The organism is Bifidobacterium sp. LH_419, from assembly GCF_056356955.1.
In genome coordinates, this window is record NZ_JBKEVG010000013.1 from 77,722 (window position 1) to 92,841 (window position 15,120).

A 15,120-nucleotide genomic window follows, 5' to 3' on the forward strand; every position below is an offset into this window, starting at 1 on the left:
CGCGCGAACGGAAGCCGCGCGCGACAGGCCGCCGGAAGCCGTTACTTCAGCTTCTCGTTGAAGCCGTCCTGGATGACGTCGTTCAAGTCGTTCAGCTCGTCGGACGGGTTGGCCTCCTTCTCGATGTCGTCCAGTCCGTCGTTCAGGTCGGACGAGGCGTTGTACGGGCTGTCCAGATCGTACAGCTGCTCCGTCAGGTCGCGGTACTGCTGGTACTTGCCGTCGTCGCTGTAGATGTCGTCGCCGTTGCCGAGCGCCTCCAACTGCGTCATGATGTCGCCCAGCTTGGTCAGGTAGTCCTTCATCGTGGTGGCGTATTCGGCGATCGGCTTGATCTTGGAGCCGCTGAGGTCGCCGAGCGCCGTCGTGCAGCCCTTGATGTAGTCGTTGTACTCGCTGAAGTAGTCGTTGTCGGTGTAGGACGCGGTCGGTGTGGAGTCGCACGCCTTGGTGACGGCGCTCATCGTGACGGCCGTGTCGGCGAGGTTGTTGGAGAACGTGACGAACTTCTTCGCCTTCTTCTCGTACTTGTCGTACGCCTCCTTCACCTTGTCGTCCTTCTGGTAGATCTTGAGGTCGGTGAACTCCTTGTTCGAATCCTCGTAGGCCTTCACGTACTCCTTGATCTTTGCGGCGTCCTCCTTGTCGAAGGTGGACTTGCTGTCGTACGTGGTGGCCATGGCCTTCGACAGCTTCGTCGAGATGTTGCCGTACTTCGTGAGCATCACGCCCGTCTGGTGCTGGCCGTCCAGATAGTCGTCGGAGGTGAGCGAGCCGGGCTTGACCACCGCGAACACGACGACGAGCGCAATCACCGCGACCACGGCGATCGCACCGACGATGATGCCGATCAGCGCGCCGGTGGAGCGCTTCTTCTTCGGCGCGGGGGCACCCGGGTAGGCGGGCGGCTGGCCCGGCTGTCCCGGCTGACCGGGCTGCCCCGGAGCGGGTGCACCCGGGTAGGCGGGGGCGGCGGGCGCACCCGGCGCGCCAGGCTGTCCATACGGCGGCTGCTGGCCCTGTCCGAACGGCGGCTGTCCCGGCTGCCCGGGCTGTCCCGGCACCGCCGGCGTGTACGGCGGCGCCGAGAACTGCTGCTGGGACGCCGCGGCATCCGGGGCGCCGAACGCCGGCGCCGCCGGAGCTTCGGGCTGGCCGTACTGCGGCGCCTGGATCGGCTGCGTCGGCGCATCCGGCTGCGGTGCCGAGAACTGCTGCGTCGGCACATCGGCCTGCGGGACCTCCCACGGTGCGGGCGTGGCCGGGGCGGGCTGCTGCTCATATGATTGTCCGAACGCCGGTGCCGGCGAATCCGGTGCCGGGGTGCCGGCCTGCGCCGTGTCCGGCGTCTGGTCGAAGGGGATCTGTCCGTTGTCCGTGAACTTGGGGTCCGGGGCTCCGGAGCCGCCTCCATTGGCGTTTGCGTCGTTCATACGCATTCCTTTCATTACCCTCCTTACCACGTCACCGTCATCGATGACGTTCCAACCGCTCGGAGGCTGCTTCCAGCCTATCACCGGCGAACACGCAGGGCGAACATCACCATGCGCATCGTCCGGTCGGCGGACCGGGATCTACGGACCGGGATTGACGGACCGTCCCCGCGCCCGCCGTCCGCATCCGGCCCATGTCCGGAATCGTGTCCATTTGATGAACGGCCGCCGTGGGCGCCGTGCGGCCGCGAGTAACGTCTCGTGCCATGAGCGAAAACACCGCAACGAAGAAGTACACGATCGCCGTGATTCCCGGCGACGGCATCGGCAAGGAAGTGACCCCGTGGGCGCAGAAGGCGCTCGAGAAGGCGGCCGAAGGCGTGGCCGAATTCGACTACGAGCCCTTCGACCTGGGCGCCGAGCGCTACCTGCGCGACGGCTCCATCCTGCCCGAGGACGAGGAGGAGCGCATCAAGAAGACCGACGCGATCCTGCTCGGCGCCGTCGGCGACCCGCGCATCAAGGCCGGCATCCTGGAGCGCGGCCTGCTGCTCAAGCTCCGCTTCGATCTCGACCAGTACGTGAACCTGCGCCCGTCCAAGCTGTACAAGGGCGTCACCTCGCCGCTCGCGAACCCCGGCGACATCGACTTCGTCGTCGTGCGCGAGGGCACCGAGGGCCTGTACTGCGGCGCCGGCGGCGCGGTCCGCCGCAACACCCCGAACGAGGTGGCCACCGAGGTCTCCATCAACACCGCGTACGGCGTGGAGCGCGTCGTGCGCTACGCGTTCAAGCTCGCCATGAAGCGCCGCAAGCACGTCACGCTCGTCCACAAGAAGAACGTGCTCGTCAACGCGGGCGACATGTGGCAGCGCATCGTCGACAAGGTCGGCGAGGAGTACCCGGAGGTCACGCACGACTACTCGCACATCGACGCGGCCACGATCTTCCTCGTGTCCGATCCGTCGAAGTTCGACGTGATCCTCACCGACAACCTCTTCGGCGACATCCTCACCGACGAGGCCGGCGCCGTCGTGGGCGGCGTGGGCTACTCCGCCTCCGGCTGCATCAACGCCTCCGACGAATACCCGTCGATGTTCGAGCCGATCCACGGCTCCGCGCCGGACATCGCCGGCCAGAACAAGGCCAACCCGACCGCCGCGATCCTCTCCGCCGCCATGCTGCTCGAGCATCTCGGCTTCGACGAGGCCGCGCAGAAGATCCACAAGGCCGTCGAGGCGGACATCGAGGAGCTCGGCTCCACCGTCCGCACCACCGACCAGGTCGGCAAGGACATCCTCGCCCGCATGTGACGCGTCCGTGACGCGCGGCATGCGGCGCGCGTCCGTCGCACGTTTCCGAAGGCCCCGGCATCACGCCGAGGGCCTTTTGCTATGGTGGCGGCATGGATATGGAGAACGCGATGCGTGGGGAATGCAAGACGCCGGGCGGCAAACTCGTCGCCGTGACCGTGGAGCCGGACGGCACGGACGCGCCGCGCGTGCGCATCGACGGCGATTTCTTCGTCGAAGCCGATTCCGACGGGACCGCCGACGCCCTCCTGCGCGGCGTCGAACGTGCGCTCGCCGCGGTCATCGCCGCGTCTCCCGCGACCGGCGCCGATTCTGCGACAATCGATTCTGCGACGATCGATTCTGCGACGATCGCGGCCGCGGTGCGCGAGGCGATCGCCCGCCATCCGCACGCCCGTCTCGTCGGCACCGACGCCGACGCCATCGCCATCGCCGCCGTCCGCGCGATCGCCCCGTCCGCCACCGATACCGCGTCCTCCCTCACTCCGCCCCCGCCGGCGGGGGCTCCCGCGCAGCGGGTGGGGGTGGTCACGACGCCCGACCCCGACTTTGCCTCCCGCTGGGCTTCCCTCTGGCCGTGGCTCGCCATCGTCCACGACGAACCGCGCAGCCCCGCCGACCAGATGGCGGTCGACGAGCGATGGGCGCGCGAGGTCGCGGCCGGCACGCGCCGACCCACCCTGCGCATCTGGGAGTGGAACGCGCCGTGCGTCGTCGTCGGCCGGTTCCAGTCCATCCCCGACGAGGTCCACGAAAGCGTCGCGCGCGCGGAGGGCATCACCGTCGTGCGCCGGTGCACGGGCGGCGGCGCGATGTTCATCGAACCCGGCAACACCATCACCTACTCCTTATATACTCCGCTCGATTTCGTCGCCGGCATCGACGTCGCATCGTCGTATCGTCTGTGCGACCGGTGGCTCGTCGAGGCGCTGCGCGGGCTGGGACTCGACGTGCGGTTCGCCGGTCTCAACGACATCGCCTCGCAGCACGGCAAGATCGGCGGCGCGGCGCAACGCCGCTTCCCCGCGCCGCACGCGCGTGCGGCGGCGCGCGGGGAAGCTGCCGCGCCCGCCGCGACGCACGCTCCCGGCGCGGTCCTGCACCACGTGACGATGGCGTACGACATCGACGCGGTGAAGATGACGCGCGTGCTCAACGTGAGCGGCGAGAAGACGAGCGACAAGGCGGTCAAGTCCGCCGTGAAGCGCGTCGACCCGCTCAGAAGCCAGACCGGGCTGTCCCGCGCCGAGGTCGTCGCGCACCTGCTCGCGTACTGCCGCGCGCAGGCGTCCCGCGCGTGACGGCGGCGCCGCCCGCCGCCCGCGCGTGCGCCGACGCGCGCCCGTGAACGCTTACGGTACGTTCACGGCGGCTCCGGTGGGCGTGCGGTACAATGTTGCGGACGATGGTCGAGGATGTCCGCGGACCGACGATGGAATACGGCGACGTGATGATGGGATGGTGATGTGAGTTGGCGGAAAAGCCGAACGCGATGCCCGAAGAGGAGAACGTGCTCCTGCATACCGCGCTGTTCAAGCAGGTGTCGCCGGAGCAGGCGGAGGAGCTGATCCCCCATCTCAACCAGGCCGTGTACGACAAGGGCGAGGCCATCTTCGAACAGGGCGGCACCGACCACCGCATGTACCTGCTGGAGCACGGGCGCGTCAAACTCGTGCGCGAATCGAACGACCATCGCATCCAGCTGCTGTCCATCCACGCGCCGGGCGAGGTGCTCGGCGAGATCCCCGTCTTCGACCCGACCGGCGGCCCGCGCACCGCGTCCGCGCTGGCGATGAACCACGGCACGCGCGTCGTCTGGCTCGAACATGATGCGCTGTTCCACTGGCTCGACCAGCATCCTCGCGTCGCCATCGACATGCTGCAGGTGATGGCCGGGCGCATGCGCTCCAACAACGAGCACATCTCCGACCTCGTGTTCATGGACGTGCCCGCCCGCCTCGCCAAGACGCTCATCAACCTCGCGTCCCGCTTCGGCGAGCCGGTCGAGGAGGGGCTCAAGGTGCCGCACGACCTGACGCAGGAGGAGATGGCGCAGCTCGTCGGCTCCAGCCGCGAGACCGTGAACAAGGCGCTGATGGACTTCGCGAACCGCGGGTGGATAGCGCGCGAGGGCCGTTCGATCATCATCTACCAGCCCGGCATGCTCATCCGCAGGTCGCGCCGCTGACCGCGTTCACCGGATTTCCGGGAGACGTTCAGGGAGTGGGGTTCCTGTGAATGATTCCCCGCGCGCCGTGGCACGCCATCGGTTCCGGTAGACCCACCCACTTAGAATGGGGCGCATGCCGAAAAAGAACTCCCTTACCGCTCGACGTGTGCTTACTTTGCTGTTGGCCTATCTCATGCTGTGCGTCGGCGGCGGCGTGGTGATGGCCACGCTGGTTTCCCCCGCCGTATTCGCCGCGAATTCGGTGGCCAAGGCCGTGGTGCCGTCGCTCAAGGTCGAGGGCGTCGATTTCGACGTGACCTCCCTTCCCCAGAAATCCGTGATGTACGCCTCGGACGGCACGACGAAGATCGCGGAGTTCTACGCCGACAACCGTACCGTCGTGCCGCTGAAGAACATCTCCAAGGTCATGCAGCAGGCCGTCGTCGCCCGTGAGGACCGCCGATTCTTCAAACACCACGGCATCGACGTGCAGGGCGTCATGCGCGCCTTCTTCCAGACGTTCGTGAAGAAGGGCGATACGCAGGGCGGCTCCACGCTGACCCAGCAGTACGTGAAGAACGTGCTCGCCATGCAGGCCCGCGAGGACGACGACCCGATCGCCGAATACCATGCCTCCGAACAGACCGTCGCGCGCAAGGTGCGCGAGATGCTCATCGCCGTGCAGATGGAGAAGCAGTACTCGAAGCTCGAGATCCTGCAGGGCTACCTCAACATCGCCCAGTTCGGCAACCACAATCTCTACGGCGTGGAGAGCGCCGCGAAGCGCTACTTCAACACCTCCGCCAAGGACCTGACCGTGGTGCAGGCCGCGACCATCGCCGCCATCACGAAGAACCCGGCCAGGTACGATCCGACCAGCGACGAGAACCTCAAGGAGTCGCAGAAGCAGCGCAACATCGTGCTCGACCTCATGCTGCAGGAGGGGTACATCACCCAGAAGCAGCATGACGAGGCCTACAAGACGTCGCTCAAGGACACGCTCAACGTGCAGTCCATCGAATCCGGCTGCCAGGTGGCTGGCGACGCCGCGTTCTTCTGCGACTACGTGACCCGCCAGATCCTCAAGAACAAGGAGTTCGGCAAGACCGAGGAGGAGCGCAACAAGCTGCTCAAGGAGGGCGGCCTGTCGATCGTCACCACGATGGACGTGAACGCGAACAACTCCGCCATGCAGGCGGCGCGCGACGCCATCCCGCCGGCCGATCCGACCGGCTTCGAGGTCGCTATCGCCGCGATTAGGCCCGGCACCGGCGAAGTGCTCGGCTTCGGCATCAACCGCACCTACGACGCCACCGATCTGGCGAAGCTCGATTCGACGCGAACGGCCGTCAACTACGCGGTCGACGAGTCCGACGGCGGCGGCTGGGGATTCCAGCCCGGCTCCACCTGGAAGCCGATCAACCTCGTCGCGTGGATGCAGGCGGGCAAGTCCATCAACCAGTACCTGCGCACGTCCACCGCGTACAACACGGCGAGCTTCAGCTGCAACGGCTACGCGTTCGCCGGCACGTGGAGCGTGCAGAACTCCGGCGGCGGCACCTCGAACGAAAGCCCGCTGCAGGGCCTCGTGCTCTCGCACAACACCACCCAGGCCTCGATGACCCAGCAGATCGGCCTGTGCGCGATCGCGGACGCCGCCAAGCAGGTCGGCTACCACAACTCGATCCAGGGCCATGAGGACGTGTACGACTCCAACTCGTTCCAGCCGCCGATGGTGATCGGCACCGTGCAGGCCTCGCCGCTCACGATGGCGAACGTGTACGCGACGATCGCCGCCAAGGGCGTCGAATGCACCCCGATCGCCATCACCAAGATGACCGACCGCGCCGGCAAGAACTACAAGGTGCCGTCCGCGAACTGCCATCAGGCCATCGACCCGGAGATCGCGGAGATCGCCGCCTACGCGATCAACCAGGGCGTCGTCCGCTCCAACGGCAACGCCGTGGACGCCCAGCTGGCCAACGGCCGCAAGACCTTCGCGAAGACCGGCACCAACGAGGACACGTACATGCTCACCGCTGGCTTCATCCCGCAGGTGGCCGCGTTCGTGGCCGTCGGCAACGCCGAGTCGCCGCAGTCGTTCAACTACAAGACGATCAACGGCGTGTACCGTCCGACCTGGTACGGCATGTACATCGCCGAACCCGCGTGGAAGCAGTTCATGCAGAGCTACGTCGACGCCGCGGGCATTCCGATCGACAACAGCTACGGCAACCCGAGCGCGAAGTACACGGGCGGAGGCACCACCACGTACAGCGGCACCAGCTCGGGCACGACCGGCACGACCACCCAGGGGACCACCGGCACGACCACGCAGCAGGGCACGACTACGGAAGGCACGACCGGTACGACCACCCAGCAGGGCACCACGACCGGCCAGTGATCCTTCTCCCGTAAGTCCCGCGTGACGCCATCGCGGGCTCGTGCCACTGGCGGCCGCGCCATCGCGGCATCGCAACCGAACGCCCACCGTATTCCCACATACGGTGGGCGTTCGGCGTACTTTCAGCTTGGACGTTAGAATTGTCGAGGACGATCATCGCCGGACATCCGGCGTAAGGGGGAACATCATGGCGGAAGACACCACGGCATACGGAAGCACGGCAGGCGTGACGGCGAACGTCGAAGGCCCGAGCGGATTCGACTTCCGCGGCCTCGACGTGACGAACACCGTCGAGGCGGGAGGCAAAGGCAAGTCCGGGAAACCGGGCAAGGCCGCGAAATCCTCGAAAACGGCGAAGTCCGCGAAATCGGTGAAATCGGGCAAGGCCGCCGGCAAGGCGACGAAACCGGGCAAAACGGGCAAGACCGGCACGCCTCTGAGGGGGGAGAACCCCGCCAAGGACGCCGGCCCGCTGCTGTTCCGGCCGATGACGCTGCGCGGCCTGACCATCCGCAACCGCATCTGGCTGCCGCCGATGGACACCTACTCGGCGTTCGCGCAGGACGGCCGACCGACGCCGTTCCACTACCAGCACTACGTGTCGCGTGCGATGGGCGGCTTCGGCATGATCATCGCCGAGGCGACCGCCGTCGCGCCCGAAGGCCGCATCTCGCCGAATGACGTGGGCCTGTGGGCCGACTGGCAGATCGACTCGTGGAAGTGGATCGTCGAAGGCATCAAGGCGACGGGCGCCGTGGCCGCCATCCAGCTCAATCACGCGGGACGCAAGGGGTCGACCGGCTCGTTCACCGTCGGCTACGAGCGCGAGACCGTGCCCGGTGAGGCCGGCGGCTGGCAGACCGTCGCGCCGAGCGCCATCCCGTTCGGCGGCTACGCGACGCCGCGCGCGCTGAGCGTCGATGAGATCCACGGACTGGTCGGCGCGTTCGCCGCGGCGGCCGGTCGCGCCGTGGCCGCCGGATTCCAGGCGATTGAGATCCACGCCGCCCACGGCTACCTGATCTCGCAGTTCCTCGACCCGCTGAGCAACGAACGCGACGACGAATACGGCGGCGGCTTCGAGGGGCGCATCCGCTTCCTGCTGGAGGTCGCCGACGCGATCCGCGGCGTGATTCCGGATGACATGCCGCTGCTTGTGCGCGTCTCCGCCACCGACTGGGCGGCGGGCGGCTGGGACCTCGACCAGACGGTCGCGCTCGCGCAGATCCTCAAGGCGCACGGCGTGGACCTGGTCGACGTGTCCACCGGCGGCATCGTCGCCGGCGTGACGGTCCCGGTCAAGCCCGACTACCAGGTGCCGTTCTCCGCGCAGGTGCGCAAGCGCGCCGAAGTGCCGGTCACCGCGGTCGGCCTCATCACCAAGCCGAAGCAGGCGGAGAAGGTGCTCGCCAAGGGCAAGGCCGACGTGGTCGAGATCGGCCGCGCCGCTCTGCGCGACCCGTACTGGCCGCTGCGCGCCGCCGCCAAGCTCGGCGTGCCCGTCACCGAGGCCCCCTACCAGCCCCAGTATGTGCGCGGCGCCTACTGATTGACTAGACTGGGTGCCCATGAGTTACGTTTCGGACAGCTTCTGGCATGACGCGGTCAACAAGGCGACCTGCGACCTGTTCACCTTCGGCTACAAGCACGTCATCAAACCCAATTTCGTCTTCAACGTGCCGCCGGACGAGGCGCACGACCGCATGATCGCGTTCTGCCGCGTGGTCAAGCACATCCCGCCGCTGTTGTGGGCGGAGCGCACGATGCTCGACTACACCGATCCGATCCTCGAGACCACGGTGATGGGCGTCGACTTCGCGAACCCGTTCGGCCTGTCCGCCGGACTTGACAAGAACTGCGACATGCCGGTGCTGCTCGACAACGCCGGCTTCGGACTCGAGACGGTCGGCTCCACCACGTCCCGCCCGTGCCCCGGCAATCCGAAGCCGTGGTTCCACCGTCTGCCCGAATACGATTCGATGATGGTGCACGTGGGCCTCGCGAACATCGGCTCCGACAAGGTCATCGACCGTGCGGAGAAGGCGTGGACGCACGCGCACGACATGCAGGTGTCCGTCTCGATCGCGCGTACGAACGACGCACTGTGCGGCGACCTCGACGAGGGCATCGAGGACTACTGCGTCTCGATGCGCCGCGCCGCCGGCCGCACCGCGATGGTCGAAGTGAACGTGTCCTGCCCGAACACGCATGTGGGCGAGCCGTTCACCGCCTCGCCCGAGGCGCTCGACAAGCTGTTCACCGCGCTCGACGCGATCGACCGCCCGCAGCCGACGCTCGTCAAGATGCCGCTCAACAAGCCGTGGGAGGAGTTCCGCGATCTGCTCGACGTGCTCGCCGAACACAACGTGCAGGGCGTCTCGCTCGCCAACCTCAACAAGGACCGCACCGGCCTCGCCATCCCGCACGAGTGGGAGGGCGGCCTGTCCGGCGGCCCGTGCACGGACGCCAGCACGGCGCTGGTCGCGCGTGTGCGCCGTCAGTACGGCGACCGGTTCGCGATCGCCGGCATCGGCGGCGTGTTCACGCCCGAGCAGGCGTACGCGAAGATTCGCGCCGGCGCCGACCTGGTCATGTTCATCTCGTCGCTCATGTACCGCGGCCCCCAGCAGATCACGGTCCTGAAGCGCGGCCTCGCCGAGCTGCTGCGCCGCGACGGGTTCTCGTCCGTCTCCGAAGCCGTCGGCGTCGACGCCGAGTGATTGTGTCTCCGGCCCCCTCTGACGAGGGGGGGCTCCCGGCGGAGCCGGGTGGGGGAGAGATACCCGGAAACCGTCCGGAGAATTCCGATAGACAATCGCGCCTATGTTGTTTTTTGTTCGCTAACGTTTGCAAAACTACAAAAAGGGTACGCGAAACGCACAACTCGGTTTGAACTATGGGTGATTGTGTGCGATAATGTTCATATGATATCGTCACAACGTCAACACCTGATACTGAGCAGGCTTCGCACCCGGGGTGCCGTGCGCATCACGGCACTCAGCAAGGAACTCGGCGTTTCCGCGATGACCATCCGCCGCGATATCGCCGAACTCGCCGACAAAGGGCTCCTCAAGCGGGTCCACGGCGGCGCAGTCACCACCAGCACGCTGCTGAGCGAGCCGTTGTTCTCCGTAAAGTCGCAGATGGACATCGGGCTCAAGGACGCGATCGCGCAGGAGGCCGTCAAATACGTGGCCCCCGGCGACGTGATCGCCATCGGCGGCGGCACCACCGCCTACGTCTTCGCACAGCATCTGCTGGAAAGCCAGCAGGCCGCGGGCGTCACCATCCTCACCAATTCGATCCCGGTCGCCGAACTCGTGCAGGCCCTCGAATCGAAGGACGTGGAGGTGATCGTCACCGGCGGCGTCATCACCCGATCGAACTCGCTCGTCGGCCCGATCGCCGACAAGGTCGTCGCCTCGCTGCGCGTCAACACCGTCTTCCTCGGCACGCACTCCGTGTCGATTCCCCGCGGCTTCCTCATGCCCAATTCGCTGGAGGCCGCCACCGATATGGCGATGATGGACATCGCCGATCGCACCATCATCTTGACCGACCACACCAAGTGGAGCTGCACATCGCTGTCGCTGTTCGCGCGGTTCGACCAGGTGGACACGGTCATCACCGACGACGGTCTCGACCCCGATACCGCCGCCAAAACGAAGGAACTGGTCAAGGAGCTCGTGCTGGCCGAACAGACCGAGCCCGTACAGGAAAGTGAGCAGGAATAACCATGACCGAATTCGCAGCCTACGAGCCGGGTGCGTACGCGAAGGAGCACATCCGCATCACGCCGACGACGCTCGCCGACGGACGTGACTTCTTCTACCTCGACGACGATCCGGAATACGTCTCCGGCGCGAAGACCCGCGAGCTCAAGGACCCGCGTCATCTCGCCTACCGTTTCGCCAACCAGCTGAATGCCGCCGGCGATGAGGTGCCGTACGCGGCCCCCGAGATGCGCCGCGACCCGCTGACCGGCGATTGGATCCCGATGGCGACCGCGCGCATGAACCGCCCGATCACCGCCGGCCCCGGCGCCACCGCCAAGGGCAACCCGCTGGCCGCCCGCAAGCCCGGCGACCCGTACCAGGACGGCGAGGTGCCGGACACCGACTACAACGTCGTCGTGTTCGAGAACCGCTTCCCGTCGATGGTGCGCGTGCCTGGCCGTTCCGAGGACGTCACCTACGTGGACGGCAACCCGCTGTGGGAGAAGAAGATGGCCGCCGGCCGCTGCGAGGTCATCTGCTTCGACCCGAACGAGCACGGCCTGCCCGCCGACCTGCCGGTGAGCCGTCTGCGCACCGTCGTCGAGGCGTGGGCGTTCCGCACCGCCGAGATCTCGAAGATGGACGGCATCGAGCAGATCTTCCCGTTCGAGAACCACGGCGCCGAGATCGGCGTCTCTCTCGCCCACCCGCACGGCCAGGTCTACTGCTACCCGTTCATCGCCTCGAAGATGGAGCAGGAGCTCAAGCACACCGAGGCCTACCACGAGAAGACCGGCGGCAACCTGCTCAAGGACCTGATGAACGCCGAGCTCGAGGCCAAGGAGCGCGTCATCATGCGCAACCACAGCTGGGTCGCCTACGTGCCGGCCGCCGCCCGCTGGCCCCTCGAGGTGCATGTGGCGCCGGTGCGCGACGTGCTCACCATCGACCAGCTCGACGACCAGGAGCGCTGGGACCTCGCCTCCATGTACTCGCACCTGCTCAAGCGCGGCAACGCGTTCTTCGACAAGGGCGACGGCAAGGGCATGGACCTGCCGTACATCGCCGCCTGGCACCAGGCCCCGATCCACGATCCGCGCCGCGAGAACTACCGTCTCAACCTGCAGTTCTTCTCGTTCCGCCGCGCCGCCAACAAGATCAAGTACCTCGCCGGCTCCGAATCCGGCATGGCCGCCTGGATCTCCGACACGACCCCGGAGCTCATCGCGAAGCGCTTCCACGAGCTCGGCGACGTCGACATCGCCGACTGACGCCGTCTTCTCAACAAGGATGTTCCACAAACCAAGGAAGGATAAAACACCAATGGCTGCTGTTGAATTCATCGAGCCGATCTCCCATGAGGAGGGCGTCTCCGAGGCGACGAAACTGTTCGTCGACACCTACGGTTTCGCGCCGGAAGGCGTGTGGGCCGCTCCGGGCCGCGTCAACCTGATCGGCGAGCACACCGACTACAACGCGGGCCTGTGCCTGCCGATTGCGCTGCCGCAGCGCACGTTCATCGCGCTCAAGCCGCGCGAGGACACCAAGGTGCGCGTCGTCTCGTCCATCTCCCCGGACAAGGTCGCCGAGGCCGATCTCGACGGGCTCAAGACCCGCGGCGTGGACGGCTGGGCCGCCTACCCGGTGGGCGTGGCGTGGGCGCTGCGCGAGGCCGGCTTCTCCAAGGTGAAGGGCTTTGACGCCGCGTTCGTCTCCTGCGTGCCGCTGGGCTCTGGTCTGAGCTCCTCCGCCGCGATGACCTGCTCGACCGCGCTCGCCCTCGACGACGTGTACGGTCTCGGCTACGGCGACTCCGACGCCGGCCGCGTCACCCTCATCAACGCCGCCATCAAGTCCGAGAACGAGATGGCCGGTGCCTCCACCGGCGGCCTCGACCAGAACGCCTCGATGCGCTGCACGCCCGGCCACGCGCTGCTGCTCGACTGCCGCCCGGAGCTCACCCCGCTGGAGAACGTCTCCCAGCAGGAGTTCGACCTCGACAAGTACGGCCTCGAGCTGCTCGTCGTCGACACCCAGGCCCCGCACCAGCTCAACGACGGCCAGTACGCCCAGCGCCGCGCCACCTGCGAGGAGGCCGCGAAGATCCTCGGCGTCGCCAACCTGCGCGTCGCCGCCGACGGCATCTCCAAGGCCGACGACCAGCTCCAGGCTTTGAAGGAGACGCTCGACGCGCTGCCCGACGAGACGATGAAGAAGCGCGTGCGTCACGTCGTCACCGAGATCGAACGCGTGCGCTCCTTCGTGCGCGCCTTCGCCCAGGGCGACATCGAATCCGCCGGACGCCTGTTCAACGCGTCCCACGATTCGCTTGCCGCGGACTACGAGGTCACCGTGCCGGAGCTCGACGTGGCCGTGGACGTGGCCCGCCACAACGGCGCCTACGGCGCCCGCATGACCGGCGGCGGCTTCGGCGGCTCCATCATCGCGCTCGTCGACAAGGGCCGCTCCCAGGAGGTCGCCCAGAAGATCGCCGACGAGTTCGAGAAGCAGGGCTTCCACGCCCCGCGCGCCCTCGCCGCCTACGCCGCGGCGAGCGCCTCTCGCGAAGCGTAAGCCTCACTTCGGCTCCCTCTGACGAGGGAGCTGTCGCGGCATAGCCGCGACTGAGGGAGAGACAGGAGCGGCCGCAGGCCGCGGGAGATACGGCATCGGCCGAAAGCCGATTCGATTTCCCCGCGGCCTACGGCCGCTCTTCTTCTCTCTTCTCTCCCTCCGTCATCGCTTCGCGATGACACATCCCTCATCAGAGGGAGGCAACGCCACGGCACCGAGTCATCACCCGCGCGGCACGCGAATCATCGCCTCCTGGGCGATGGCGGCGACCAGCTCGCCGTCCTGCGAATACACCTTCGCCGTGCCGAGTCCGCGGCCGTGCGCGGCGGTCGGCGTGTCCTGCACGTACAGGTGCCACTGGCAGATGTCCACGTCGCGGTACCACCACATCGAATGGTCGATCGACGCGTAGGCGATGCCCGGCGTGGAGATCGACAGTCCGGCGCGACGCAGCACCGGCTCCATCATCACCTGGTCGCAGCCGAGCGCCAGCATCGCACGATGCATGAGCTGCGGCGCCTCGACCTCGCCGTCGGCCCTCATCCACACCATCTGCCTGCCGGAGTCGGCGGCCGCGGACTCCTTGTCCGGTCCGAGCATGATCGTCGGCGTGATATGGCGGATGTCGAACGGCGACTTCTCCGCGTAGTAGTTCGCGAACGGCGACCTGCCGGCGTACGGCGCCATCAGCTCCTTCGCGCTGGTGAGCGATTCCGGGTCGGGCAGGTCGGCCGGCATCGGGTCGGCGAACTCCACGCCCTCCTGTCCGGTCACCTGGAACGAGGCGATCGCGGTGAGAATCGATCCCTCGGCCTGCGTGACGTTCACGCGCCGCGCCGAGAACGAACGCCCGTCGCGCAGCTTCTCCACGTCGAACAGCAGGTCCTGGCGGATGTCGCCGGGCGCGATGAAATAGCCGTGAATCGAATGCGGCAGACGGTTCGGCGCCACGGTCTTCGCGGCCGCCATCAGCGACTGGGCGATCACCTGGCCGCCGTACACGCGGCCGGTGGGGAAGTAGAGGCTTTCGCCGTTCACGTACGTGTGGTTGCGGTAGTCGGAGGGCTTGCCCAGTTTGAGCACCTTCACCAGATGTTCCAGCGGTGTGATGGTGTCGTCGGTCATGCTCGTCTCCCTAGATTGTCGTGTTCGATGTTCGATTATGTGATGCCTCGACTGTAACGGTCGGTCGTTACTGGCATCAGAGACGATTGTAACGAGCATGTGAGCCGTGTGAACGGCGGGTTATGGCCCGCATACGAATAAGGCACCCTCGCCCGCTACGACTTGGCCCCCTCTGACGAGGGGGCTGTCCGCGGTAGCGGACTGGGGGAGAGATAGCGGGAACCGTTACGTTCCAGCTATCTCTCCCCCAGTCTCACTGCGTTCGACAGCCCCCTCGTCTGAACCGCACCCTGATTGTTGGACTGAAGTAATTCGGATTCGATGATTGGAGGTGCGGTTTCTCATGTCCGGGAATCGCAGGCGTCGTTATGACGATGGTTTCATG

11 protein-coding genes are annotated in these 15,120 nt (G+C 66.8%); 9 read left to right on the plus strand and 2 right to left on the minus strand.

What is annotated here, in order from left to right; genetic code table 11:
* Window positions 1–41: 41 nt before the first annotated feature.
* Window positions 42–1,433 (minus strand): hypothetical protein, encoded by a 1,392-nt coding sequence (locus AC1AYX_RS08805; RefSeq protein WP_476503117.1) that lies wholly within the window; start codon window positions 1,431–1,433, stop codon window positions 42–44.
* Window positions 1,434–1,699: 266 nt separating this feature from the next.
* On the opposite strand from AC1AYX_RS08805, the gene AC1AYX_RS08810 reads away from it, so the two are divergent.
* The 9 genes from AC1AYX_RS08810 (at window position 1,700) to galK (ending at window position 13,610) form a co-directional block, all read left to right on the plus strand.
* Window positions 1,700–2,746, plus strand: a complete 1,047-nt coding sequence (locus tag AC1AYX_RS08810) for a 3-isopropylmalate dehydrogenase (RefSeq protein ID WP_476503118.1) — start codon at window positions 1,700–1,702, stop codon at window positions 2,744–2,746.
* 92 nt (window positions 2,747–2,838) lie between these two features.
* Window positions 2,839–4,047, plus strand: a complete 1,209-nt coding sequence (locus tag AC1AYX_RS08815; protein WP_476503119.1) for a lipoate--protein ligase family protein — start codon at window positions 2,839–2,841, stop codon at window positions 4,045–4,047.
* A 191-nt stretch (window positions 4,048–4,238) separates the two neighbouring features.
* A complete protein-coding gene (locus AC1AYX_RS08820; RefSeq protein ID WP_034526722.1) occupies window positions 4,239–4,934 on the plus strand; it encodes a Crp/Fnr family transcriptional regulator in 696 nt (231 codons plus the stop codon).
* Between the two features lie 106 nt (window positions 4,935–5,040).
* Window positions 5,041–7,320: a transglycosylase domain-containing protein gene (locus AC1AYX_RS08825; RefSeq protein WP_476503120.1), complete on the plus strand. Its 2,280-nt coding sequence runs from the start codon at window positions 5,041–5,043 to the stop codon at window positions 7,318–7,320.
* Window positions 7,321–7,807: 487 nt separating this feature from the next.
* A complete protein-coding gene (locus tag AC1AYX_RS08830) occupies window positions 7,808–8,869 on the plus strand; it encodes an NADH:flavin oxidoreductase/NADH oxidase (protein WP_476503133.1) in 1,062 nt (353 codons plus the stop codon).
* A 19-nt stretch (window positions 8,870–8,888) separates the two neighbouring features.
* Window positions 8,889–10,040 (plus strand): quinone-dependent dihydroorotate dehydrogenase, encoded by a 1,152-nt coding sequence (locus tag AC1AYX_RS08835; RefSeq protein ID WP_476503121.1) that lies wholly within the window; start codon window positions 8,889–8,891, stop codon window positions 10,038–10,040.
* Between the two features lie 204 nt (window positions 10,041–10,244).
* On the plus strand, window positions 10,245–11,054 hold the full coding sequence (locus tag AC1AYX_RS08840) for a DeoR/GlpR family DNA-binding transcription regulator (RefSeq protein WP_476503122.1): 810 nt from the start codon (window positions 10,245–10,247) through the stop codon (window positions 11,052–11,054).
* Window positions 11,055–11,056: 2 nt separating this feature from the next.
* Window positions 11,057–12,307, plus strand: coding sequence for a galactose-1-phosphate uridylyltransferase (galT, locus tag AC1AYX_RS08845; RefSeq protein WP_476503123.1), 1,251 nt, complete (start codon window positions 11,057–11,059; stop codon window positions 12,305–12,307).
* Window positions 12,308–12,359: 52 nt separating this feature from the next.
* A complete protein-coding gene (gene galK / locus AC1AYX_RS08850) occupies window positions 12,360–13,610 on the plus strand; it encodes a galactokinase (protein ID WP_476503124.1) in 1,251 nt (416 codons plus the stop codon).
* 222 nt (window positions 13,611–13,832) lie between these two features.
* Here the strand turns inward: galK and AC1AYX_RS08855 are convergent, their stop codons facing one another.
* Window positions 13,833–14,735, minus strand: coding sequence for an acyl-CoA thioesterase (locus AC1AYX_RS08855; RefSeq protein WP_476503125.1), 903 nt, complete (start codon window positions 14,733–14,735; stop codon window positions 13,833–13,835).
* Between the last annotated feature and the right edge of the window lie 385 nt (window positions 14,736–15,120).